The sequence below is a fragment of the Pseudomonas laurylsulfatiphila genome (assembly GCF_002934665.1).
Taxonomy (GTDB): Bacteria; Pseudomonadota; Gammaproteobacteria; order Pseudomonadales; family Pseudomonadaceae; genus Aquipseudomonas; species Aquipseudomonas laurylsulfatiphila.
This window is the reverse complement of the sequence record NZ_NIRS01000005.1, coordinates 613,081-636,686: the sequence shown is the minus strand read 5'-3', so window position 1 is coordinate 636,686 and position 23,606 is coordinate 613,081. Positions and strand designations below refer to the sequence as shown.

19 protein-coding genes and 1 pseudogene are annotated in these 23,606 nt (G+C 55.8%); 12 read left to right on the top strand and 8 right to left on the bottom strand.

The features are described 5' to 3' along the window. Nucleotides 1–226: 226 nt before the first annotated feature. The gene (locus CD175_RS21480; protein WP_104450358.1) at nucleotides 227–667 is read left to right on the top strand and encodes a disulfide bond formation protein B; all 441 of its coding nucleotides are present in this window, start codon (nucleotides 227–229) and stop codon (nucleotides 665–667) included. Then, entirely contained in the window at nucleotides 664–1,308 is a 645-nt protein-coding gene (locus CD175_RS21475) for a DsbA family protein (protein WP_104450357.1), read from the top strand. The genes CD175_RS21480 and CD175_RS21475 overlap by 4 nt, the downstream gene beginning before the upstream one ends. 127 nt (nucleotides 1,309–1,435) lie before the next feature. Here the strand turns inward: CD175_RS21475 and CD175_RS21470 are convergent, their stop codons facing one another. From CD175_RS21470 to CD175_RS21460, 3 genes are all read right to left on the bottom strand, one after another. After that, nucleotides 1,436–2,482, bottom strand: coding sequence for an SCO family protein (locus tag CD175_RS21470; RefSeq protein WP_104450356.1), 1,047 nt, complete (start codon nucleotides 2,480–2,482; stop codon nucleotides 1,436–1,438). A gap of 73 nt (nucleotides 2,483–2,555) precedes the next feature. After that, complete coding sequence (locus CD175_RS21465; RefSeq protein ID WP_104450355.1) at nucleotides 2,556–5,933, bottom strand: Ig-like domain-containing protein; 3,378 nt, start codon at nucleotides 5,931–5,933, stop codon at nucleotides 2,556–2,558. 505 nt (nucleotides 5,934–6,438) lie between these two features. Beyond that, nucleotides 6,439–7,350: a cation diffusion facilitator family transporter gene (locus CD175_RS21460; protein ID WP_104450354.1), complete on the bottom strand. Its 912-nt coding sequence runs from the start codon at nucleotides 7,348–7,350 to the stop codon at nucleotides 6,439–6,441. 41 nt (nucleotides 7,351–7,391) lie between these two features. Between CD175_RS21460 and CD175_RS31140 the strand changes: the two genes are divergently transcribed. The 4 genes from CD175_RS31140 to CD175_RS21440 are packed head-to-tail and all read left to right on the top strand — an operon-like array spanning nucleotide 7,392 to nucleotide 10,971. After that, the gene (locus CD175_RS31140) at nucleotides 7,392–7,586 is read left to right on the top strand and encodes a hypothetical protein (RefSeq protein ID WP_146094598.1); all 195 of its coding nucleotides are present in this window, start codon (nucleotides 7,392–7,394) and stop codon (nucleotides 7,584–7,586) included. Between the two features lie 13 nt (nucleotides 7,587–7,599). Next, nucleotides 7,600–10,041: a heavy metal translocating P-type ATPase gene (locus tag CD175_RS21450; protein WP_476748386.1), complete on the top strand. Its 2,442-nt coding sequence runs from the start codon at nucleotides 7,600–7,602 to the stop codon at nucleotides 10,039–10,041. Nucleotides 10,042–10,090: 49 nt separating this feature from the next. After that, nucleotides 10,091–10,489 (top strand): TFIIB-type zinc ribbon-containing protein, encoded by a 399-nt coding sequence (locus CD175_RS31995; RefSeq protein WP_104450352.1) that lies wholly within the window; start codon nucleotides 10,091–10,093, stop codon nucleotides 10,487–10,489. Between the two features lie 11 nt (nucleotides 10,490–10,500). Beyond that, the gene (locus CD175_RS21440) at nucleotides 10,501–10,971 is read left to right on the top strand and encodes a DUF3703 domain-containing protein (RefSeq protein ID WP_338066226.1); all 471 of its coding nucleotides are present in this window, start codon (nucleotides 10,501–10,503) and stop codon (nucleotides 10,969–10,971) included. Nucleotides 10,972–11,196: 225 nt separating this feature from the next. Here CD175_RS21440 and CD175_RS21435 read toward each other — a convergent pair whose 3' ends face one another. Both CD175_RS21435 and CD175_RS21430 read right to left on the bottom strand, forming a co-directional pair. Next, nucleotides 11,197–12,591 carry a heavy metal sensor histidine kinase gene (locus CD175_RS21435; protein ID WP_104450351.1) on the bottom strand — a complete coding sequence of 465 codons (1,395 nt, stop codon included), beginning with the start codon at nucleotides 12,589–12,591 and terminating at the stop codon, nucleotides 11,197–11,199. Continuing rightward, nucleotides 12,588–13,262: a heavy metal response regulator transcription factor gene (locus CD175_RS21430; protein ID WP_103396046.1), complete on the bottom strand. Its 675-nt coding sequence runs from the start codon at nucleotides 13,260–13,262 to the stop codon at nucleotides 12,588–12,590. The genes CD175_RS21435 and CD175_RS21430 overlap by 4 nt, the downstream gene beginning before the upstream one ends. 476 nt (nucleotides 13,263–13,738) lie before the next feature. Between CD175_RS21430 and CD175_RS21425 the strand changes: the two genes are divergently transcribed. The 5 genes from CD175_RS21425 to CD175_RS21400 all read left to right on the top strand — a co-directional run bounded on the left by CD175_RS21425 (nucleotide 13,739) and on the right by CD175_RS21400 (nucleotide 20,309). Continuing rightward, complete coding sequence (locus CD175_RS21425; protein WP_104450350.1) at nucleotides 13,739–15,013, top strand: TolC family protein; 1,275 nt, start codon at nucleotides 13,739–13,741, stop codon at nucleotides 15,011–15,013. A 49-nt stretch (nucleotides 15,014–15,062) separates the two neighbouring features. Next, nucleotides 15,063–16,271, top strand: a complete 1,209-nt coding sequence (locus tag CD175_RS21420; protein WP_103396044.1) for an efflux RND transporter periplasmic adaptor subunit — start codon at nucleotides 15,063–15,065, stop codon at nucleotides 16,269–16,271. 52 nt (nucleotides 16,272–16,323) lie between these two features. After that, nucleotides 16,324–19,476: an efflux RND transporter permease subunit gene (locus CD175_RS21415; RefSeq protein WP_103396043.1), complete on the top strand. Its 3,153-nt coding sequence runs from the start codon at nucleotides 16,324–16,326 to the stop codon at nucleotides 19,474–19,476. Nucleotides 19,477–19,696: 220 nt separating this feature from the next. After that, nucleotides 19,697–19,897, top strand: coding sequence for a co-regulatory protein PtrA N-terminal domain-containing protein (locus CD175_RS21405; RefSeq protein ID WP_103396042.1), 201 nt, complete (start codon nucleotides 19,697–19,699; stop codon nucleotides 19,895–19,897). Between the two features lie 79 nt (nucleotides 19,898–19,976). Further along, on the top strand, nucleotides 19,977–20,309 hold the full coding sequence (locus CD175_RS21400) for a DUF2790 domain-containing protein (protein ID WP_103396041.1): 333 nt from the start codon (nucleotides 19,977–19,979) through the stop codon (nucleotides 20,307–20,309). 205 nt (nucleotides 20,310–20,514) lie between these two features. Here CD175_RS21400 and CD175_RS21395 read toward each other — a convergent pair whose 3' ends face one another. Continuing rightward, nucleotides 20,515–21,840: an OprD family porin gene (locus tag CD175_RS21395; protein ID WP_103396040.1), complete on the bottom strand. Its 1,326-nt coding sequence runs from the start codon at nucleotides 21,838–21,840 to the stop codon at nucleotides 20,515–20,517. 180 nt (nucleotides 21,841–22,020) lie between these two features. Between CD175_RS21395 and CD175_RS21390 the strand changes: the two are divergent. Continuing rightward, a pseudogene (locus CD175_RS21390) lies at nucleotides 22,021–22,446 on the top strand (SOS response-associated peptidase family protein); the annotation flags it as partial. Nucleotides 22,447–22,545: 99 nt separating this feature from the next. On the opposite strand, the gene CD175_RS21385 reads toward CD175_RS21390, so the two are convergent. Together CD175_RS21385 and CD175_RS21380 are read right to left on the bottom strand one after the other, a co-directional pair. Continuing rightward, a complete protein-coding gene (locus tag CD175_RS21385) occupies nucleotides 22,546–22,950 on the bottom strand; it encodes a DUF6957 family protein (protein WP_103396039.1) in 405 nt (134 codons plus the stop codon). Nucleotides 22,951–23,125: 175 nt separating this feature from the next. Then, nucleotides 23,126–23,434 (bottom strand): hypothetical protein, encoded by a 309-nt coding sequence (locus CD175_RS21380; RefSeq protein WP_103396038.1) that lies wholly within the window; start codon nucleotides 23,432–23,434, stop codon nucleotides 23,126–23,128. Nucleotides 23,435–23,606: the final 172 nt, after the last annotated feature.

The window sequence follows — 23,606 nt, the reverse complement described above, 5'->3', positions numbered from 1 at the left end:
TCTGATCGTCGATTCTGCTGGAGCATCACGGATTGAGCCCGGAACGTCGGCACCCTTATTCAGGTGTCTAGAATATTCTCACGATGCCTCCTGTATTTTTTGGAAAGCGTTCATTGCCCAATTTCAGCTAGCAGGGGACAGTCATTGAACGCTTTACCAAAGTATCCGTGTGCCTGTCCCATCCGCATCTACAAGCACACGACCACAACAAAAAGGCTTTAACTCGATGGAAACCACCAACCCACAACGTCAACCCGATGGATGGACGCTTCTTCTCTGTGCATGGTTGCTCTCCCTGATTTCAACTATCGCCGTATTGTTTGTCGGGGAAATCATGGGGCAAGCACCCTGCGTGCTTTGTTGGTTTCAGCGGGCATTCATGTTTCCTCTCGTCCTGGTGCTCGGGGTTGCTTGCTGCATTTCGGACACGGGTGTCTGGCGTTATGCATTGCCTTTAGCGGTGATGGGCTGGTTGATCGCGCTTTATCACAATCTTCTTTATTTCGGGGTTATTCCGGAAAGCCTCAAACCCTGTGGTGCTGGACCATCATGTTCCGGTGCCGACATGACCATTTTCAGCAGTGTTCCATTGCCATTGCTGTCGCTGGGCGTATTCAGCTTCCTTATCCTTCTTCTAGCCATCATTCGCCGGAGATTTTCCGCATGAGCAAACGTAGTGTCGTTCTTGTTGTCAGTCTGTTTGCCATCATCGGCTTCGTAGTTGCAGCTTTTTTTTATGATCGAGCATCCACTGATCCCCAAGCTGAAGTTCCCGTGCCGAAAGCAAGTTCACTTGTGCGCTTTCACTCGCCAAGCTTTGGTCCTGCCGATGCACCCGTGACGATTGTTGAGTTCTTCGATCCCTCCTGTGAAAGCTGCCGTGCTTTTTATCCCATCGTTAAACAGATGATGGCCAAGCATCCGTCCGATGTTCGACTGGTTCTACGTTATGTACGACTTCACAAGGGCTCAGAAGAAGCCATCCGGATCCTGGAAACAGCCCGCAAGCAAGGTGTATTCGTACCGGTACTCGAGGCCGTTCTAGAGTCGCAGGGGCAATGGCATGATGACGCGACTGCATCGGCTGCATGGACCGCTGCAGGTCAGGCCGGGTTGGACGTTGATAAGGCCCGGGGACAAATGATGTCGGCGGATATCACGGCTACGATCGAAAAAGATGCGGCTGATGCCACGGCCGTTGGCGTGAGCAAAACACCAACATTCTTCGTCAACGGCAAACCGCTGACCAACTTCGGGGCTCAGCCGCTTTACGACTTGATCCGCGGGGAAATCGATCAGTCGCGATAGTTCGCTGTTGTGCCTGCTGGGAGTAATTGACAGTTTTGAGGACAACCTCTACCCGAGAAACGCAATTGGGGAGCAATCTTCGCGGCTTCTTGCGCAGAGTGCTCCTGTAAGCGAGCCATAACTCGGATTAGCCGCCTTGTTGCTGAATCTTGGGGCCAGCGTGCTGGTGGGCTCCGTCATGCGTGTCCTGCGCCATCGGCGCCTCAGGTTGCAACCGTTCGGTCTCTTCTGCCAGATAGGTGAGTACGGCACTGGTCTCTATTTCGCCTAGGCGCAGATTGGGCATCGCGATGTTGTTGTATTGCTCATACAACTGCATCGCCAGCGCGTCTTTCTCTGCCAGCATCTGATCCGGTTCCTTGATCCAGCGCTTCAGCCATTGCGGGTCGCGCTGGCGAGTGACTCCGATCAGGTCCGGGCCAATGCTGCGGATGCCAGCGTTCTGAGTGTCTCCAAGGGTATGGCAGGACGAGCAGCGTGTGCGGTAGATCTGTTCGCCGGCACTCGGCGGGCGCAGGGTTGGGGCGCTGGCATAATCCTGGTCGTTGGTGCTGGCGTCTTTCCAGTTCTGTAGTGTTTTGCTCAAGCGATCGGCCAGAATGTAGGGGTTTTCCATGGGCGAGGATTTCATCCAGCGACCCGTACTTTGGTTGCCGATGATCAGGCTCAGGTTGTGGTCCTTGTTGCGGCCGTTGTCGATGCCGTCGATGAACAGCCCCAGGCTTTTACGCAGTGCAGTGATGTCGTCCTTGTTACCGGTGAGGAATTGCCAGCCGGGGCCGATCCTAAATTTCTCGGTGTACTTCTTCAGCACTTCCGGTGTATCGGTTTCCGGGTCAATGCTAATTGAGTAGAGGAATACTTCCTTACCAACCCGGTCACCGAGCACTTTTTGGACCTGGAGCAGGCGTGCAGTTTCCAGTGGGCAGGAGTCGGTGCAAGAGGTGAAGATGAAGTTAATCGCCACCACCTTATCCTTGATCATGTCATCGAAAAAACGCATTTTCTGGCCGTCTTGATTGACCAGCTCAGTATTGGGGAAGTAGTCCCGTCCCCAAGGTGTGCTTGAACCGCTGTCTTCGGCAACGGCGGCCGAGCCGCCTGTGATGCCCAAGGTAAGCAACAGCAGCAGGCGGAGAAATTTGATCGTCGGGGTCCAATGTGAAGTGATCATGATTTGTGTCCTGTCCTGAATACTGATGAAAGCCTTGCACTCCACCTGTACCTGGAGTGCAAGGTGGCGCAGGTCAACGTACTGAGATAGGCGCCGTGACCGACTTACCGGAGGACGACTTGATCGTCACGGTCGCAGTCGCCGCCGGTCCGTTGCCAGTGGTGCTCGTCGATATCCGCCAGCGGGCTCCGGTGGCTATTGGCGTCATGGTTGCCGTGCCCAAGACCAGCGGCCCGCCGGTAGTGGCTGCGGTAACGGTCAGGGCCGTCCCGGTCTGCGACGTGGTCCCCGCCAGATCCCAGGTGTAACGGTTGTTGCTGCGTACCGAGACGCTGGCGCTGGTCACTTGCAGGTCCTCGTTGCTGGTCGCTGCCGGTGTCACCGCAATGGTCACGGTGCCTGGCGTTGCCGAGACTCCACCCTTGGCATCGCGCACCTCATAGGTGAAGGATGCGGTGCCCGGCTCGGTGAGCGCGGCCGGCGGCGTGTAGATCACCCTGGTGCCATCGGTGGTGGCGGTACCCAAGCCTGAATCCGGCTGGCTCAGGCCGACCACAGTGAGCGGTACGTTTTTGTCAGGGTCACTGTCATTGGCCAGGACGCTGAGGGTGACGGGCACACCGGCTGTTGTGCTGGCAATGTCGGGACCAGCAATCGGCAGCTTGTTAGTGCTGTTGTCGTCGCCACCGTCGTCCTCATCGTCATCACTGCCGCTACCCTTGCCGCCGGTACGGAAGGTCGGTAATGCGGCGGTTGCGACGTATTCCACGCCATCCCAGCTTGGCAGCGGCGTGGGCATCAGCTCGAATTGGCCCGGGTGCTCGATGTCCCAGCGCAGCAACATCGACGAGTCCTCGTGCTGTGTGTTGTGGCAGTGCTCCATGTAGGTTCCGGCAAATTCGCGGAAGCGGATCGCCATGGTCACTTCGGTGGAGCTATCGACTTCCGGGCCGATGCGGAACACGTCCTTGCGCGCCCATTTTTCCCAGTCCGGCGGTGCTTTGCCATCGCGGTTGAGTATCACCCCTTCCTCGAAGTGCACGTGCACGGGGTGGCTCCAGCCGTTGCCGCCGTTCTTGATGTTCCACACTTCAAGAGTGCCGTCGCCACTGAAGCCTGCATCGGTCGGGCCGGTGGACAAGGCCGGTGCTGCAGTGAGCTGGCGTGGGTCCATGCTGTAGCCAAAGCCGCCGTCGGTCTTGATGGTCCAGGGCGCGAGGTCGGTACCGTCGGAGCGGCCGAAAGTGAAGCTGCGATGCCGGGCCAGATCTAGTTTGGCTTTGTCGGCCGGATCATCACGGTTGATGGTCAGCGGGATCATCTTTTTACCGGCCGCTTTGCCAGGCTTGGCCGGTTCATAAGCGGTCGGGTCCATGCTCAGGTCCTGGCCAGAGTAGGAGTTGACGATCAGTTGCAGGAACTTACCCACCACCGGGTCGCCCTTGTCCCATTGCGGCCCCTTGCTGCTTTGCTTGAGGACGGCCTTGTACTTCTCTGACAGCACATCGGCCAGTGACAGCTCTGCTTTCTCGGGACCCTTGCCGGTCTTGTGTTCCATCAGGTTGACGAAGTAGATCTTGTCTCCGGTCTTGATCCCGTTTTTAGCGAAGTTGATGATGATGTCGTAGCGCTCTGCGATGGCCTGGGTTGGCAGGATGCCGTTGTTGTCCTTGAAGTCGCCGTCGCCATCGAGGTCCATGCTGCCGTCGAACGGAATGGCGTGTTCCATGATGTTGCCGTCGTTGCCAATCATGTGGAACGGCACGCGGTTGTAGGACACTCCCGAGCCGGACGGCCCAGGGAATTCACCGCCGGTGCCCTTGATTTCACGCACCACGGCGAGCTTGAAATAGCGTGACACCGAGCCATTGAGAATACGGAAGCGATAGCTGCGCGCGCGCACGTTCAGGAACGGCTGGTACTGCCAGTTGACCAGCATCTGGTCACCAAGGAAGCCGTCGGTGTTGAACGGGTTGAACCATAGCTGGCCGGTGGAATCCCAGGCCTTGTCGCCAATCACCAGGTTGACGTCGTAGTCGCGGTTGCCCCAAGGCATGGCTGAACCGCTGGGCAGACGCAGATTGACGCCATCCTCCAATGCCTCGTTGCCGCGATCGATGGCGCTGTAGTAATTCATCATCACCGCGTTGCCCTTGTAGACGTTCTGCGCGGTGAAATCGAGCATGTGGTCGTGGAACCAGTGGGTACTCATAGTTTCCCGCCAGTCGCCACGGATCTTGATGCTGCCGTTCTGGCAAGTTTTGAGGCCTGGGGTCATGTCATTGACCCAGAGGGTTTCTCCCGGCGAACAAGGAAAGGCTGCGCGCGGATCCTCGGCCTTGGTGTTGATGGTGTCGTAGCCGGCCAATTGCACCGGCCAGCGGTAGTCGTAGTACTGACCGGGGAAGAAGAAGGCGTTGGCATAACCATCGCTTTCGGCCGGGTTGTGACCGTTGTGCTCGTGGGTGCTGATAGTGTGCAAGCCGAAGCCGTTGTTGGCGGCCGGGTCGATGGGCAGGGCGTTGTAGTGACGCATTAACAGCGGTTGCCCATAACGAACCATCAACAGTTTCGGCGGCAGGGTACCGTCGAAAGTCCATACGGAGTTGTGGTTCTGGATCGGCATCTTTGGATGGATGCGGATGTCGATGCCCTTGGTAGTGCCATTGGTGGCCGTAGTACCTGCAGTGTTGTGGTAGAGCCCGTTAGCACCAAATTCACCTTTGGTGTAGCCGTGCATCTGTTTGTTATCGCGCAGGCCAAGGTTTTGCCGCGCACCCGCTTGCACGGTCTTGAATGCGGCTTGTGGGTAAAACTCGTTCCAGCGCTGGTGCGACCAGCCTTTTCCGCCAGGCCGTCCCTCGGCCGGGGAGCCTACTGGGGCGCGGTTGAGAAAGGCTTCGATCTGCGCCTTCCAGGGGTTTCGGTCCAGTACGTTGGAATACTGAGTTGGGAACGGCGTCAGCCCCGGTTGACGCAGGAAGGCTTCCAGCGCGGTTCCCGAGGGGCCGCTGCGGGCCACGCTGTTAGGATCCTGGCCGGGCATCGGGCCCACCGTCGGCACGGGGAAGGTCATTTGCGCTGGTGGAGTTTGCGGGTCGAGCTTCTCAGGGCCAAACTCTTCGAACAGGAGCATTTGCTGGGTGTAGGGTTCCGCGCCAAACAGCGGACTGGGTTTGCCGTTGGTGGGGAAGTTGAACGAGGTCTGCAAAGCCGGAGGCAGGACGTTTTCAGTCCGAGGCGTATCGCGATTACCCTGGCCACCATTGGGCAGTGAAAGTGAGCCATGGTTGGCCTCAGGTAGCGTCCTGATTTCCAGCAGTGCGGCCGCGGGGTCGGCAGGCTGTGGTCGATAGTAGGAGGGGTCGGTGGGAGATGGCTGGCTCTCATCGTCAATCGGCGATGCGCCGGCATCCGCCCCGCAGAGCGCCAACAACAATGCCGAGGCCATGTCCGGCCGGATAAAGAGCGAGATAGGATGGGGGGGTAGATTTGTTTTCATCCTCATTGCCTCCCAGCATGATTAGGTGGTGAGCCATACATGCTGCGTGTCGATAGCACTTTGCCCTTGGTTTAGGCTGCAAGCAGAGTCCATGCCAGACACGGCGAACAATTTTGAAGTATGAAGAAAGCTTCATTTAACCGACGTTCTGTAGGTGATGGAGGTCAATCCACTGGCGTCGGATGGAAGGATGAACATTGGGGATACTCCCCTGTATTGGGGGGGAATTGGGTAAACATACCAAGACCGCGTTTTGAGATTCGAGCAAGCAGAGGTAGGGGTTATTGGGCGGCGATTGACACTGTCATCGTTTGGCCTGGGGCGTGCTGAAGGTCAGGAATGAGTTTCCTGAGCCGTGGCTGTCTCGGCTTCGGATCTCCCCTACGGCAACTGAAAAAATTCCAGTGGCATAGCGGCGGTCCATACCCATCCCGGAACAAGCTTGAAGTGATGCTTAGTGCTGCATACCTTCGTTTTCTGCAAGGCCAGCATGAAACTCTGAGTTTTCTATCTGAAGAGTCGTATGGTCAATATGGAATTCTTCACTCATCAATCGTGTTACTTCAGTCAATATCTCTTGCTCACCGCCTGAGGAGTACTGGACGACGAGGTGTGCACTCATCACGTTCTTACCGCTGGTTAAAGCCCAGATGTGCAGGTCATGGATATCCTCAATGCCTTTAACCGCCCTGATTCTGAACTCCACTTCAGCGATATCAATTCCTTCCGGTACCCCCTGCAAAAGGATGTTCATGCTCTCTTTGAGCAAAACCCAAGTTCTGGGGAGCACCCAAAATCCGATCGCCGCAGCAACAATAGAGTCAATCCAGGTCCACGCGGTAAAACGAATGATCAGTGCCGCCCCAATCACGCCGAGGGAACCTAACATATCGCTCCAGACCTCAAGGTACGCGCCTTTGACATTGAGGCTTTCACTACTGCCAGACATGAGCAACCGCATTGAGACAAGGTTCACAGCCAACCCTATCAACGCTACGATCAACATGGCTGTCGACTGGATTTCTGTTGGAGTCTTAATCCGCTGATATGCTTCATACAAGATGTACACCGCCACCATGAACAGCAGCATCGCATTGAATGCAGCCGCGAGAATTTCAAATCGCGCATAACCAAATGTCCGTTTCCTATCCGCGGGTCGTTTGGCGATCTGAATAGCGACCAATGAAATTGCAAGGGCGGTGGAATCGGTAAGCATATGAGCGGCATCAGATAACAATGCCAAGCTGCCAGTGATGAAAGCCCCTATGACTTCCGCGACCATGAAGCTCGTCGTCAGCGCCAAAGCTATCCACAATTTTTTTTCGTGCCCTGCACGTACTTCACCGTGACTATGACCAGCGCTCATAGGGTTCTCCATGTTTGTGAGGGGTTAGGCAGGTGCTTTGGATGCCGTTCCAACTCAATTTCGTTCATTTACAGCCTTCTGCTATCGAGAGAGAGGCGCTGCAAGGCCTGCAACTCAAAAAGGTCTCTAGAAAAATAGCACTGCTGCAAAGACGCAGCTCAATGTCCGATACCGATAACCAAAAAACCACCCTACTGGAATGTGAAATAGCTTCAATTCATTGCTTGACCCTGTAGTTGGTTCAGGCTGTTGAATGGTGCCATTGTTCTTACCGGTAGAAGCACCATGAGTCAGGAAAGCAAGCCAAAACCGATCGTCCGCCTTCAGGCTGTGAAAAAAGACGATTGTTGTGGGTCCGATCATCCGCATGCGGTTGAACCTTCTCATCACAAAACGCACCAGCATGATCCTGGCTCGCATAATCACGACCATGGCGCGCATGCCCATGCCCACGATCACGACGACCCGCACGATCACGATCATGGCACGCACATTCACGATCATGCCGATGCCTGTTGTGCTCATGGCGCTCACGCAACTGACGCATTTGCACCCAGCAAGACCAATTCGGCTCCCGAGGGGACCAATAATGTTCGATATCGCATCGACAAAATGGATTGCCCCACCGAGGAACGCCTCATCCGTAACCGGCTAGAGCCGATGTCCGGAATTGTCCGCCTCGACTTCAACCTACTGAATCGTGAGTTGACCGTGCATCACCGTCTGGATGATCCGCAGTCAATCGTCACCGCATTAGTTGCACTGGACATGGGGCCGACCTTGATCGAAGCCGGCGCCGCACCTTCGGCTCTTCCGCCAGTGCTGAGCGCAAAGTTGAAAGGGTTGTTGGCCGTCAGCGGCGTCGCGGCTATCGCCGCTGAAGTCACTGCATGGACAACCGGGCAGGAAAGCTCTTGGCCAGTGATGGTGTTGGCTGCTCTGTCTATCCTGGCTGCTGGTCTCCCAACACTTAAAAAGGGTTGGATCGCGGTTAAAAACTTCACATTGAACATCTATTTCCTGATGTCGCTGGCTGTCGTAGGCGCCCTCGTCATCGGTAAATGGCCTGAAGCCTCAATGGTGGTTTTCCTGTTCGCCATTGCAGAAGCCATCGAAGCACTTTCTCTGGAGCGGGCGCGCAATGCTATCAAGTCGCTGACTGCATTGGCGCCGGAAATCGCTGAGGTCATGACCGAAAGTGGCTGGAAAGAACTGCCAGTAGCGAGTGTATTGCTCGGTAGTCGCATCCGGGTTCGCACAGGTTCGCGCGTGCCGCTGGATGCTCGGGTAGATTCTGGACGTGCGGCACTGGATCAGGCTCCGATTACTGGCGAAAGCCTACCGGTTGATAAGGAGATTGGAGATCCGCTTTACGCTGGCACCATCGTTACGGACGGTGTGGTTGAAGCTACCGTCACGGCAGTAGCTGGTGAAAGTACCCTTGCGCGCATTGCTGCAGCGATTCAAGACGCACAGTCTCAACGGGCACCGACACAGCGGTTTGTAGATCAATTCGCGCATTACTACACCCCCGCAGTAGTAGTTCTCGCTGTTCTGGTTGCTGTCCTGGGCCCTGTCCTCATCGGTGGAGCTTGGGGTGAGTGGCTCTATCAGGCGCTGGTTCTGTTAGTCATTGCTTGCCCGTGCGCTCTGGTGGTTTCAACTCCGATTACCGTCGTCAGTGGGCTAACAGCAGCAGCCAGGCACGGCATCTTGATCAAGGGTGGTGCGTATCTTGAAAGCGGCCGGTTTCTGAAGGTTGTTGCACTCGACAAGACCGGTACTTTGACTCAGGGCAAGCCGGTACTGACCGATGTTGAGCCGTTTACAGATATGCCCATTGAGCAGGCTTTGCTGATCGCCGCAAGCCTGGACGAGCAGAGTACGCATCCCGTAGCCAAGGCCTTGGTCAGCGGCTGGAAATTGCAGCAGCCGGAGGGGGCGATTATGCCGGTTGAGGACTTCAGTGTACTCAACGGGCGTGGTGTCAAAGGCAATATCAATGGCCAATCCTGGCACCTGGGTAACCATCGCCTGGTTGAAGAGTTGGGCGTATGTTCCCCAGCGCTTGAGGCTCGATTGTCGCTGCTGGAAAACGCGGGAAAAACTGTAATCGTACTTTGCGCAGCCAACGGTCCAGTAGCGATCTTCGCGGTAGCTGACACCGTACGGGCTGAAAGCTTTGCCGCCGTAGCCGCTTTGAATGCCATGAATGTTGTACCGGTAATGCTGACGGGTGATAACCCGGCAACCGCCAACTCTATTGCCGGGAAATTGGGCATAAAGGATGCGCGCGGAAATCTCATGCCAGAAGACAAACAAACCGCCGTCGCTGAACTCAAACGTCGTTATGGCCCTGTTGGCATGGTTGGGGATGGCGTGAACGACGCCCCTGCATTGGCACAATCCGATATCGGTTTTGCAATGGGAGCCGCAGGCACCGCTACCGCACTTGAAACCGCTGATGTTGCCATCATGGATGATGACCCGCGCAAGATCGCTGATTTCATAAGCTTAAGTCGTCGATGCGCATCGGTTCTAAAACAGAACATCGGATTGGCATTGGGCATCAAATTCGTTTTTCTAGCGCTGGCATTATCTGGCCACGCAACCTTGTGGATGGCCGTTTTTGCGGATGTTGGGGCGAGCTTGCTCGTCGTATTCAACGGGTTGCGGCTGCTGCGCAGGTGATATGACTGCCGCGCCCTCGATTACTGATTAGCACGAAGGAATCAAGATTATGCAATGTCCAATTTGCAAAGATATCGCGTTGGTAATGACTGAACGTCAAAGTATCGAAATCGATTACTGTCCTCAATGCCGTGGTGTTTGGCTTGATCGAGGTGAGCTCGACAAGATTATTGAGCGCAGTCAGCAACAGGACGCTGGTCGTTTTCTCCCACAGAATTCACCAATTGCGACGCCAGATAGGGCGCCAGCGGGTCAGACAGGGTATGTCCAACCGGCGTACAACCAGCATGGTGGCGACCAAAGCTACACAGAGCAGCGTGGACATAATAGTGGCGGTTGGAGGGATGAACATCATGGCGGCCATCAGAGTGGCCATCAGAATCAAGGCGGACATCATGGTCAGAAGCCCCACCATAAAAAATCGTTTCTACGGGACATCTTCGATTAATTGGTCAGGCGTTGTCTTTAAATCGTAGCGATGGATTTTTCACTTCGGCATTGCGCGTGCCTGCGTATGCCGAAGTCGAAGATTGGCTCCTTGCTGATTCTGCCGGCTACGATTACAGCGGATCCAAGTCCGAGGTTGGGATGAAAGTGATTCTGCGTACTGCAATAAATGAAGCCTTCCTTGAGGCTTCTGCCGCGCTTAAGAACAACGACGTTCAGGCTGCTTACCTCTGGTTGGAGCGTGCTCATATCATCACGCAACGCATGCCTCTGGCTCATGCGAGATCGCATTGGCTCATGTTGAAACTGGGATTACAGACAAGGGATTGGCGTGAGGTTGTGGGCCAGGTTCCTCGTATTTTTGCTGCGTTATTGTTTTCCAGGATATGGGTGCCAGTCGGCAACACAGGCAGAGCACGTGTCAATGCATTTAGTGTCATGCCGCTTTCTGCCGATCTACAGGAACTGATGCGCGACGACTGACGGAGCACCTTCCTTTTTGAATGTTGATGCGCTCAATCGAGCACGTCTTATCCGTCTGAAAAGGAAATTGGTCGCTCGAAAATAATAGGAAGCTTCAGCTCTCCTATTTCCGGTGTACGTAAAAATGTACGCGTGCCCAAACAACTCAACGAATAGGCTAATGGCCTGTGCGAAAAGTCGACCCATGAAGTAGCCCAATCGCAACAATTGGGCTGCTCGTGGTGCTTAGCTCTTGGGGAAAACCAGCCTGAACACAGTTAACTCGCCAGGTTGACTTTCAACCTGCGCATCACCCTGGTGCAAGCTCATGATCGAGCGCACGATGGCGAGACCCAGCCCGGTACTGCCTTGGGAACGGGTGCGGCTGCTGTCGACCCGGTAGAAACGGTCGAACAGATGTGGCAAGTGTTGTGCATCGATACCCGCGCCAGGATTGCTGACGAACAGTGAAACCTGATTCGCACCGCTCTCAATGACCAACGAAATGGTGTTCCGAGGTGGACAGTGGCGCAGGGCATTGGATAGCAGGTTCGAGATCGCCCGTTGAATCATCAAACGGTCGCCCGACACCCGTGCGTTGCCGACCACACTCAGCTTGATCTCCTTGTCCTGCGCCGGTAGGGAAAACAGTTCGACCACTTTCTGCGCCTCGGCTTCAAGATTGACCCATTCGAAAGGCGCGTGCGCCGTCGATTGGCTGGACTGCGCGAGGAATAGCATGTCGGAAACTATCCGCGCGACGCGTTCCAATTCTTCGGTGCACGACACCAGAATGTTTTTGTACTCCTCGCTCGAACGCTCCCGGGAAAGTGTCACTTGGGCCTTGCCCATCAGGTTATTGATCGGCGTGCGGAGTTCATGTGCCAGGTCGTCGGAGAATTGCGACAGTTGCTGTACGCCGTCGTCGAGGCGATGCAGCATGAAATTGATGCCTTGGGCCAATTCGCTGAGTTCCTGGGGCATGTTGACCACCGATAGCCGATGCTCGAGATCCTGCGTGGTCACTCTTGCCGCCACTTTTCGAAACTCGCGCAACGGTATCAGGCCCCGCTGTACCGCAAACCAAGCAGTGAGGCCGATAAAGATCAACAGCAGCGGCAAGGCAGTCAGTGTCGAGCGCAGATAGGCGCTGAGCAAAGCTTGATCGTGGGTGTTGTCGATCGATATCAGCACCGGCACGGGGGTACCGTCCTTGACGCGGATCAGCTTCGAGGCGGTGAGAAAATTGGTGCCCTCGACGTCGGTGCTGCTGGAGTAGACCAGTTGCTCGGTGATGCCCCGCACGGCTTTCAGTTCCGGGCGCGGATCGACCATGCCTGAGCCGGACTTAAGCAGCGGTGTACGAAGATTGTTCTGGTCATAAATGCTGAGCGTCAGGTTGTCATGCCCCATGACCTGATCGAGCAGGATATGCGGCTTTCCGCCGATTTCAGCGACATTGGCGTACAACGCCAGGCTATGTTCCACCTGCTCCATTTTCTTTTCCAGGTTGTCCCTAGATAGCGCGTTGAGTTGATGAGTCAGGGCGAAATAGGCCAATACAGCCAGGAACACCACAAGCAATGCCCCGAGAAGACTGACTGTCAAACCAAGGCGCAGCGAAAGACTGGCTGGCCTCATGTCCGTGACTCCAGTACGTAGCCGACACCGCGAAGGGTGTGGATCAGCTTGCTGTCGAACGGGTCGTCGATCTTCGCCCGCAGGCGGCGGATGGAGACCTCGACCACATTGGTGTCGCAGTCGAAGTTCATATCCCACACCAGCGAAATGATCTGGGTCCGGGTCAATACCTCGCCGGAGTGGCGCATTAGCAGATGCAGTAGGGCAAATTCCTTGGTGGTCAGGTCGATGCGCTGTTCGCCACGGAAGGCCCGGTGACGGCCCGGGTCGAGCTCCAGGTCGGCAACCTTGAGTACTTGCGGCACGGGAATGTTTTCACTGCGACGCATTAGAGTGCGCACCCGGGCTAACAATTCCGGGAACTCGAACGGCTTGACCAGATAGTCGTCGGCACCCATGTCCAGTCCGCGGACTTTGTCCGCCAAGCGCCCGCGTGCGGTGAGCATCATGACCCGGGTGGAATGAGCGCGACGCAGCTGTTCCAGCACGCCCCAGCCGTCCAGTTCCGGCAGGTTAACGTCGAGAATGATCAGGTCGTAAACCTGATGCTGGGCCAGATGCAGCCCATCGGCGCCGGTTGTCGCACGGTCAACAATATAACCACTCTCGGTCAATCCCTGATGCAAATACTCGGCAGTTTTAAGCTCGTCCTCGATGACAAGGATTCGCATGGTCAATCACCACTTTTATTTAATGGGTAAGTAATTAAGGAAGTCGTAAAAATTGTTATTTTTATAAGTTCTTCCGAATGTTATTCAATAACAGTTAAATGAATTTACTGCTGTTCATTACGTAGGGCCAACGATTGATCTCACGCAAAATAAAGGCTGTAGCGGCTACAGAGTCAACTGAAAACGGTTAAGTGGAGGCTCTAAATCAGTCTTCTGCGACAGCCTGTCGCAGAGGTTGGGACTTGCACGTCTTCATTTCATGAGAACGGAAACACAGCAAGTGCTGTTCGGCGGATAAGCATGAAGTATTTGTTTCTTGGTGTTGCTGTATAGGTTTGAGCGTTTCGAATACTAGAACAAAAAAACTTGCTGTAACAGTGGATAACGTATTTGTAATGTTCCAGTCACCTTGTCGATAAGTTCAAAAACATAACGTGGCAGTATCGAAATTTCTCTATTTTAAAGGAAGTGTTCAATTGCCCGGTCCAAGAGAACTGACGGCGCGATTACGCCTGAAAAAAGCATTGCGAATCGCAGGTACTACAGGCTTTTTTTTAGTGGCCAATCCTGGTTTTGCGGTTGCTTCGTCAACGACACTGACCCTTGATCAGGCCCTGCAAACGGCGCTCGCCGCAAACCCCGATCTCGCAGCAGCGCAGTGGGACATCGGCATTGCCGAAGGTGACCGAAAACAGGCTGGTTTGATCCCCAACCCCACAGTGTCGTTGGAGGCCGAAGACACCCGACGTGACTCGCGCACTACTACGGTGCTGCTCAGCCAGCCGATTGAACTGGGTGGCAAGCGCGGCGCGCGTATCGAAGTCGCCAGCCGCGCGCAGGACGCTGCCGGGATCGAACTGGAGCGCAAGCGCAATGCGTTGCGTGCCGATGTGGTCCAAGCGTTTTCCAGCGCTCAAACAGCGCAGCAACGGTTGCAGTTGTCTCGTCAGTCTCTGCAACTCGCCGAGCAAGGTGTGCGCGTAGCCCAAGGGCGTATACAAGCCGGCAAGTCCTCGCCGGTCGAAGGTACGCGGGCGCAGGTGCAATTGTCTGAGGTACGACTTGAACAGAGTCGTGCCGAGCGCGACCAGGCCAATGCGTATCAGCAACTGGCTCAAGTCATGGGTGCCCCTTTGCCGGTCTCGGTCGATGTGCAGGCTGCCCGACAATCAACGCTCGCCGTGCCGTCGACAAAGTTACTTGAACGCCTGAGTGAGACCGCCGAGATGCGCCTGGCCAAATTGCAGATCAATCAGCGTGAGGCTTCTTTGGGGCTGGAGAAGGCACAGCGAATTCCCGACCTGACCGTAAGCATCGGCAGCCAGTACGACGCGACGGAGCGCGAGCGGGTGAACGTAGTCGGGCTATCGATGCCGATTCCATTATTCAACCGTAATCAGGGCAACGTACTGGCAGCCGCTCGACGCGCAGATCAGGCGCGGGACTTGAGCAATGCCACCGAGCTGCGTTTGCGCACGGAAACCCAGACTGCCCTGGAGCAATGGCGGACCGCGAATGGTGAAGTGAAGGCGTTCCACCAGACCATCCTGCCCTCCGCGCAGAGCGCTGTCGACAGCGCTACACGAGGATTCGAGATGGGTAAGTTTGGCTTCCTCGATGTACTCGATGCCCAACGCACCCTGATCAGCGCCCGCACCCAATACATCCAGGCGGTTGCAGAGGCGACAGACGCGCGGGTGCGGATTGAGCGCATTTTCGGCGATCTCGACGCGCTCGCTGTCAGCCCTTGATTTTCAACTTTCACAGAAATGCGTGATGGCTTGGCGCAGAGGAGTTTCCATGAACAAAAAACTGATCGTTGTCGCCGTAGCAACTTTGGCGCTGGGTATTGGCATCGGTTCGATTCGCACGGGTAACTCGTCCATCGAGGCGCATGCCAATGAAGCGGCGGAACATGCCGAGCATGCTGAACACGCCGAAAATGGCGCCGCAGCTGAGGGTGAACATGCTGCAGGTGAAGAGGGACATCTGACCCTCAGCAACGAGCAGATCACTGCGGCAGGTATTCAATTGATCGAAGCCGGTGCGCAGAGTATCAATCTCGGTTTGCCATTCCCCGGTGAAGTGCGTTTTGACGAAGACCGAACGGCCCATGTTGTGCCTCGAGTCCCCGGCGTGGTCGAGTCAGTGTCGGTCAATCTCGGGCAATCGGTGAAAAAGGGTCAGCTGTTGGCAGTGATTTCCAGTCAGCAGATTTCTGATCAGCGCAGTGAACAGGCCGCGGCGCAGCGGCGTCTGACACTGGCACGGACCACTTACGAGCGTGAGAAGCAGTTGTGGGAAAGCAAGATTTCCGCTGAACAGGATTTCCTCCAGGCTCGACAGGCGCTGCAAGAAGCTGAAATCGCCCTGAACAACGCTCAACAGAAAATCAGCGTACTCAGCGGCAGCGTGGTCGCCACCGGCGGCAATCGCTATGAGCTGCGCGCTCCGTTCGACGGCGTTGTGGTGGAAAAACACCTGACGCCGGGAGAAGTGGTCGACGTGACCAGCAATGCGTTCATCCTTTCGGATCTTTCCCGGGTTTGGGTGACATTCGGCGTTTCACCCAAGGATTTGACCAAGGTGCAGGTGGGCAAACCCGTGACGATCAGTGCCCCGGAGCTGAACGCCGAGGTCGTTGGCAACGTGGCTTATGTGGGCAGCTTGCTCGGTGAGCAGACGCGTACCGCCACCGTGCGCGTGACTCTGGAGAACCCCCAAGGCGCGTGGCGTCCGGGCCTGTTCGTCAACGCACTAGTAGCCACCGACAGCCGTGAGGCCAGAGTCGCCGTGCCGGAAACCGCGATTCAGACGGTCGAGGACAAACCTACAGTATTCGTGCGCACCGACGACGGCTTCAAGGCGCAGGCGGTGGAGCTGGGTAGTCGAGCGGACGGGCAAGTGGAAATCACCAAGGGGCTGGAGTCCGGGGTTCAGGTCGCAGCTGCCGGCAGCTACGTTCTCAAATCGGAACTGGGTAAAGCCTCGGCTGAGCACTCTCATTGAAACAGCGCTTTAACAACACCCACCGATCTGCCCCCTCGACGAGAAGGTTCTCATGTTCGAACGCTTGATCCAGTTTGCCATCGAGCAGCGCATCATTGTGCTGCTCGCCGTTTTACTCATGGCCGGCCTAGGTATCGCCAGTTACCAGAAACTGCCGATCGACGCCGTGCCCGATATCACCAACGTCCAAGTACAAATCAATACCGGCGCCGCCGGGTTCTCGCCGCTGGAAACCGAGCAGCGCATCACCTTCCCGATTGAAACTGCCATGGCCGGTCTACCGGCATTGGAACAGACCCGTTCGCTGTCGCGGTCGGGGCTGTCGCAAGTCACTGTGATATTCAAGGACGGCACTGATCTGTTCTTCGCCCGGCAGTTGGTCAATGAGCGCCTGCAAACAGCTAAAGAACAATTACCCGAAGGCGCCAAAGCGGTGATGGGGCCGATTTCGACGGGGCTTGGGGAGATTTTCCTGTGGACCGTCGAAGCGCGGGAAGGCGCGCTCAAGGAGGACGGCACCCCCTATACGCCGACGGACCTACGGGTAATCCAGGACTGGATCATCAAGCCGCAGCTGCGCAACGTTCCTGGCGTGGCGGAGATCAACACCATCGGTGGATTCGCCAAGGAGTATCAGATTGCACCTGATCCGAAACGGCTGGCAGCGTACAAACTGACTCTCACCGATCTGATCACTGCGCTTGAGCGCAACAATGCCAACGTCGGCGCGGGCTACATCGAGCACATTGGCGAGCAACTGCTGATCCGCGCGCCTGGACAAGTGGCGAGCACCGAGGACATTGCCAACATTGTCATGGCTAACGTCGACGGCACACCGATTCGGGTGAAGAACGTTGCCACGGTGGATATCGGCCGTGAACTGCGCAGCGGGGCCGCGACTGAAAACGGTCGCGAAGTGGTGCTCGGCACCGTATTCATGCTGATCGGCGAAAACAGCCGCACCGTCTCCCAGGCAGTTGCCAGCAAGCTTGAGCAGATCAACCGTTCGCTGCCGACCGGCGTCGTCGCGGTGCCGGTTTATGACCGTACGCACTTGGTCGACAAAGCCATCGCCACGGTGAAAAAGAATCTGGTCGAAGGTGCGATTCTGGTGATCGCGATTCTCTTCCTGTTCCTGGGCAACATCCGTGCGGCTTTGATCACGGCCATGGTGATTCCGCTGTCGATGCTGTTCACCTTCACCGGCATGTTCAGCAACAAGGTCAGCGCCAATCTGATGAGCCTCGGCGCACTCGACTTCGGCATTATTGTCGACGGCGCGGTGGTAATCGTTGAAAACACCCTGCGACGGCTGGCCCACGCACAGCAGCATCACGGACGATTGCTGACCCGATCCGAGCGCTTCCATGAAGTATTCGCAGCGGCCAAAGAAGCGCGGCGACCGCTGATTTTCGGCCAGTTGATCATCATGGTCGTGTACCTGCCGATCTTCGCCCTCACCGGTGTCGAAGGAAAAATGTTCCATCCAATGGCATTCACTGTGGTGATCGCGCTGCTTGGCGCCATGTTGTTGTCGGTGACCTTCGTACCAGCGGCCATCGCCCTGTTTGTCACCGGTAAGGTCAAGGAAGAAGAAGGCGTGGTCATGCGCGGCGCACGCCGGTTTTATGCGCCGGCGCTGGCTTGGGTGATGTCCCATCGCGCCGTGGCAGTGGGCATGGCCTTGATCGTGGTCGCGCTCAGCGGCGTGATGACCAGTCGCATGGGCAGCGAGTTTGTACCGAGTCTCAGTGAGGGCGATTTTGCCCTGCAGGCGTTGCGCGTACCCGGCACCAGTCTCACGCAGTCGGTGGACATGCAGCAGCGTCTGGAAACCTTGATTCTCAACAAAGTGCCGGAAGTACAGCGCGTATTCGGCCGCACCGGCACCGCCGAAATTGCTTCTGACCCGATGCCGCCGAACATTTCCGACAGCTACGTGATGCTCAAGCCCAAGGAGCAGTGGCCGGATCCTGGCAAATCCCGCGAAGCCCTGATGGCCGAACTGCAACAAGCCGCCGCGACGCTACCGGGCAGCAACTATGAACTGTCGCAGCCAATCCAACTGCGCTTCAACGAACTGATCTCCGGTGTGCGCAGCGATGTGGCGGTCAAGGTTTTCGGTGATGACATGGACGTGCTCAACGCCACGGCGGCGAAGATTGCCACTGCTATGCAAAAGGTTAACGGTGCGTCCGAGGTCAAGGTTGAGCAAACTACAGGTTTGCCGGTGCTGACCATCAACATCGATCGTGACAAGGCTGCACGTTACGGACTCAACGTTGGCGATGTACAGGACACCATTGCGGTAGCGGTGGGAGGACGCCAGGCAGGGACGATGTATGAGGGCGATCGGCGTTTCGACATGGTGGTGCGTTTGTCCGATGCCATGCGCAAGGACATCGAAGGTTTGTCGACCCTGCTGATCCCGGTGCCGGCACCGCAGAATGGCGCGTCCAATCAGATCGCTTTCATTGCTCTTGAGGAAGTTGCCAGCCTTGATCTGGTGCTGGGGCCGAATCAGGTCAGTCGCGAAAACGGCAAGCGCTTGGTGATCGTCAGCGCCAACGTGCGTGGGCGCGATATCGGTTCGTTCGTCGCAGAAGCGGGTGAGGTAATCGAGCGCGATGTCGAGGTTCCGGCGGGTTACTGGACCAGTTGGGGCGGGCAGTTCGAGCAATTGCAGTCGGCGGCCAAGCGCTTGCAGATTGTGGTGCCGGTGGCCTTGCTGTTGGTGTTTGGCTTGCTGTTCATGATGTTCAACAACCTCAAGGACGGGCTGCTGGTGTTCACCGGGATTCCGTTTGCCTTGACCGGTGGCGTAATGGCGTTGTGGCTACGGGACATCCCGTTGTCGATCTCGGCGGGCGTCGGGTTCATTGCGCTGTCGGGAGTCGCGGTGCTCAATGGCTTGGTGATGATCGCGTTCATCCGCAACCTGCGGGAGGAAGGACGTTCCCTCTCCGATGCCATCAGCGAGGGCGCCCTGACAAGGCTGCGTCCGGTGCTGATGACTGCACTGGTGGCGTCCCTTGGCTTCATTCCGATGGCCCTGGCGACCGGTACCGGTGCGGAGGTGCAGCGGCCGTTGGCGACGGTGGTAATTGGCGGGATTCTGTCCTCGACCATTCTCACGTTGCTGATATTGCCTGCGCTGTATCAGCTGGCGCATCGACGTGATGAAGAGGCCATCCCAGTTAAATAGACGTACCCCTTGTGGAAGCGAACCTGCTAGCGATGACGGTGAGTCAGTCAGCATTGATGCCAACTGACTATTTGCTATCGCAAGCAGGCTCGCTCCCACAGTTCATTGGTGCTGATTCAATTCAACTCCCACGACATAACGGATATGTAATTTTCGCGCCACCGTGGCGATAGGTTCGGATTGTTACCCTGACCTCGTCAATCAAATGAGGCCTGAAAACATGAAACTTGCACAATTGAGCATCTTTGCAACAGCGTTGGTGATGTCGTCCATGGTGTTAGCTGAAGGCGGCGGCGACAGGGCTTTCGAGAAAATGATGGCGGCTAAAGAACGCTCGATGGAACTGTTTGTAGCCAAAGAGAAGACGCATGATCCCGTTGTTGTAAATGAAAAGAAAGACGACAAAGCCCAAGACATGTAAGCGCGTCGCACTTGGATAAGCCTGCCATCGCCCCCCGATGCCGGGCTTTTTTTTGCTGGTTCTTCTTAAGGAAATGGATATGAAATTTATCAAGTCGATGACGTTCATCGCGGTCATGGCCCTGTCCCTGAATGCGCTCGCTGAGGGCGGTGGTGACAAAACGTTTGAGAGGGCCGTCAGCGCAAATACAAAAGCAATGGAGCAGTATGCTGCCAACCAGGGCAAACCTGCACCAGTGATGAAAGACTATGAATACGGGATGAAGTTGGACGTGGTCAAAGTAGTGAGCACCGTGCGACCGCAAGTTTCATGCGCCGCAGTCCCTACCGTGATGACCTATGAGGACTCCCAAGGACAGCTCAACACCATTAGATACACCGTAGGAGGCGAATGCCGCAGAAACGGTCGGTGAACCGGTATCGCCCCGTAAGGACTGTCGAGTGCTTCGATTTTTCGATTTTCAAGACAAGTTCGCAAGATTGCAGCACGTTGCACTTTTCAACTTCAGTGAATGCGACCCGCGAAAATAAAAAGGGCGCCCCGAAGGACGCCAAAAGATTCACCTCTTACCAAAGGAGCAAGGAGCTTCTAAAGGTGAATTTGTATCAACCGCGATGTCAGAGAATCGCCAACGGGTATTCGATGATCACCCGGACCTCATCCAGATCCGATTCAAATGCCGTAGCGCGGGTAGTGGCTTGACGCAACCGCAGCGACATATCTTTCAGCGAACCTGTCTGCACGACATATTTGACTTCAATGTCACGCTCCCATCGCTTCTGATCGGTCAGCGGGTTGCCGTCGGCATCACGGCGCATGTACGTGGCGTTGGCGTTGGAGTAGTCGGCATCGGTGCCGCGGGCGTAACGAGTCATGAACGACAGACCCGGAACTCCGTAGCTCTCCATGTCTAGGTCATAGCGCACCATCCACGAACGTTCCTTGGGTGAGTTGAAGTCGCTGTACTGGATGGAGTTGTCGAGGAAGATCGAGTCGGACTGGCGCAGATAATCGAAGTCGTCGTTGCCGTTGTTGCGCTGGTGGGACAAGGCCACGGAGTGCGCACCGAGTTTCACCCCGACCCGGCCGCTCCAGATGTTGTTGTCGAACTTTCCAAGCAGTTGTTTGCCTTCGTCGACCGCCTTGTAATAGTTCAGGTCACCGAACAGTGAAATGTCATCCGATAGCGGATAAGTCCAAGCGTTCCCGGCGTAGTACTGGTTCCAGGCATCTTTTAGGCGACTGGAATACAGGCTGAAACTAAGGTTCTTGTTCAGCGAATAGTCTCCGCCGAAATATGCGATCCACGGCGAGTTGACCGGGCCGGCATAGAAGGTCGCGAAGTTCTCGCGCATGTCGCTGGACGTCGGCTGGCTCATCGCGTGCAGTCGACCGCCCTGGACCGACAGGCCTTCGATGCTGGTGTTGGTAGCCGTCACACCGCGGAAGCTTTCCGGCAGCAATCGAGAATCACCCGCGGCCACTACGGGGTTGGCGGGGAACACGTCACCGACTTTTACCACCGTATCGAAGGCCCGGACTTTGGCGGCACCACCCACCTTGGTGTATTCGTCCCGCGCCTCTCCGTCACTGTTGACTGGCAGCACATCAAACGAACTCTGGCCGCCGTTGCGGCCATCCCCGGTATCGAGCTTTAAACCGATCATCGCAAACGCATCGACACCGACCCCGACGGTGCCTTGAGTAAAGCCGGATTCGAACTTGCCAATAATGCCCTGAGCCCAGGCTTCCGAATAACCATTGCCGGTGGGGCTGGACTGACCTTTACGGTAATCACGATTAAAGTAGAAATTGCGGTTGAGCACCGTCAGGCTGCTGTCCTCGATAAAGCCCTCTGCCTTATCTTCCGCAAACACCATGGACGGCCCTGAGCCGACAACTACAGCTAAAGCGGCTATCGACATTTTTGAATTGTTAAGCATCAATCACTCCTTGGTTTCGGCAGAACTGGAAGCTGCGTCGGCGTGGGTTTTATTGTTCGGCGGAAAAAGGCCCGCCGGCATGGTCGCCGGGTGACATCGTTGCAAGCTGCAGATAACGCCAAGGTGATTGGAGGATTACAATTTCGTCAGGTGGGTGTAGTCCAGGACTTCTGAGTTTTGGCAATAACCGCTAAAGACAACTGGTTTGAAAGGGTCGACGAAGGCGGGCTAAAGATGCAGCCCTACCTCATCCGCTATCGCGAACGAACTCCGGTTCTCTGCGCTGCCATCTGCCAGTATCCAATTGCCGAACATGAAGCAGGTGAGCACGACGGATTCGTCATCATCACTGGCAGCGTCGGCGGAGTGATGGATATCCACGACCGCCGATCAGTGAGTCTGCCAGGAAAACTTGCCCAAGAATGGTTGTCTCCGGCGACACCCAAAGAGAGTGCAAAGCAGATGGTGCTGCTACTGGATGAATCTCCGGAGGCTTTCGAATGGTTCAAAATTGACCGAGCGATCGGCAACGTACGTAATCAAGGGCGAGCGCTCATCAAACTCACCGGACAGATCCAATGCGGTGACTATAAGGGTAACGGTTAAAGCAGCCGGTATTGCCTTCAATGCGACATCGAATGTGCCACTAACGAGGCGACAATCTAGCAATACCAACCTACCAGCACGGCTGGTAGCTAGGTCCTATCAATGGAATGAAAAGATTGTTATCAATGATGCCTTTTGCTCAGCGCCGTCTCCCACAAGCACGTATACCGTGTTTCGCGTCTCAAAAAGAAACCCGTCTAGGAACTGAACACACATGCTGGAACGGACCCAATCGCCGGGTTGAAAGCGGCCCTTACTGTCGTAGACAACTTCAAAGGCATACACAAAGAGCGGGAGGTGGCCGGCCCTTTCGACGGTTTCAAGCTCTTCGGGTGTGAGGTCCGCAAGGAAGAGCGTCCAATCTCTGACTAGGCAGTAAGGCTTAGCTGGGTAACGTGAGATAACCATTGTTGTCAGCTTTTCTAAGTCCAAAGACGTTCCATGCCTTGCGTCTCGGGGACCACCCAAAAACTCGTGGCGTTCATGTCCATCGTCTGTATTCATGAAATCACCTTCTCAAGTGATCGCAGACTGGATCTCTACATTTGCGCGAGTAAGCTCAAGGCTCACAATGCTGGAGTTATCCACAAACCTGCATATGGGCTGCTTGGTCTGCGTCATACCTTGCTTAGTGGAGTCCGCTCACAAGAAACGATCCTGCGAGCAATTTTCAACCGCGCTATTTTGAGTCGCCGAAGAAATCATCCTTAGCGATCATGCCGAAGTCGTCGCCGGCAAAAGCCCCTTCCTCATCGTTAAAGAGATTTTGGGTTCGCCGTTCCCGCTTGAGGTAGCCACGCGTCTGAAAGAAGCAGGTTTCGCAGAGGTGCAGTTCATACCGCTCACCGTCATGCTTTGCTCCATATCCCCAGTGCGCCTGAACGATGGCAAACTGAAGTCCGCCACCGTCCACACGGGTGGAGCACAGACAAATGTCGCAAACGATATCCGTAACTGCGTCGACCTCAATTCTCTCGATAATCTTCATCAGCTATCTCCAACCATGGGGTCGAGATCAAGCATTAGCATACTGCTGCTCACCGAAGATCACTGCTCAATCCAGAGGGCAGTCGTGTCCGTTGATCGGGTAAACCTTTTGTGATGGCGGGGAGCCGTAGTATCCATTGGATAACGCCGTTCAGAGGGACAGCAGTGAAAAA

Coding starts and splice junctions, on each gene's coding strand:
- CD175_RS21480 (WP_104450358.1), top strand. CDS start 227: ATGGAAACCACCAACCCACAACGTCAACCCGATGGATGGACGCTTCTT.
- CD175_RS21475 (WP_104450357.1), top strand. CDS start 664: ATGAGCAAACGTAGTGTCGTTCTTGTTGTCAGTCTGTTTGCCATCATC.
- CD175_RS21470 (WP_104450356.1), bottom strand. CDS start 2,482: ATGATCACTTCACATTGGACCCCGACGATCAAATTTCTCCGCCTGCTG.
- CD175_RS21465 (WP_104450355.1), bottom strand. CDS start 5,933: ATGGCCTCGGCATTGTTGTTGGCGCTCTGCGGGGCGGATGCCGGCGCA.
- CD175_RS21460 (WP_104450354.1), bottom strand. CDS start 7,350: ATGAGCGCTGGTCATAGTCACGGTGAAGTACGTGCAGGGCACGAAAAA.
- CD175_RS31140 (WP_146094598.1), top strand. CDS start 7,392: ATGCCGTTCCAACTCAATTTCGTTCATTTACAGCCTTCTGCTATCGAG.
- CD175_RS31995 (WP_104450352.1), top strand. CDS start 10,091: ATGCAATGTCCAATTTGCAAAGATATCGCGTTGGTAATGACTGAACGT.
- CD175_RS21435 (WP_104450351.1), bottom strand. CDS start 12,591: ATGAGGCCAGCCAGTCTTTCGCTGCGCCTTGGTTTGACAGTCAGTCTT.
- CD175_RS21430 (WP_103396046.1), bottom strand. CDS start 13,262: ATGCGAATCCTTGTCATCGAGGACGAGCTTAAAACTGCCGAGTATTTG.
- CD175_RS21420 (WP_103396044.1), top strand. CDS start 15,063: ATGAACAAAAAACTGATCGTTGTCGCCGTAGCAACTTTGGCGCTGGGT.
- CD175_RS21415 (WP_103396043.1), top strand. CDS start 16,324: ATGTTCGAACGCTTGATCCAGTTTGCCATCGAGCAGCGCATCATTGTG.
- CD175_RS21405 (WP_103396042.1), top strand. CDS start 19,697: ATGAAACTTGCACAATTGAGCATCTTTGCAACAGCGTTGGTGATGTCG.
- CD175_RS21400 (WP_103396041.1), top strand. CDS start 19,977: ATGAAATTTATCAAGTCGATGACGTTCATCGCGGTCATGGCCCTGTCC.
- CD175_RS21395 (WP_103396040.1), bottom strand. CDS start 21,840: ATGCTTAACAATTCAAAAATGTCGATAGCCGCTTTAGCTGTAGTTGTC.
- CD175_RS21385 (WP_103396039.1), bottom strand. CDS start 22,950: ATGAATACAGACGATGGACATGAACGCCACGAGTTTTTGGGTGGTCCC.
- CD175_RS21380 (WP_103396038.1), bottom strand. CDS start 23,434: ATGAAGATTATCGAGAGAATTGAGGTCGACGCAGTTACGGATATCGTT.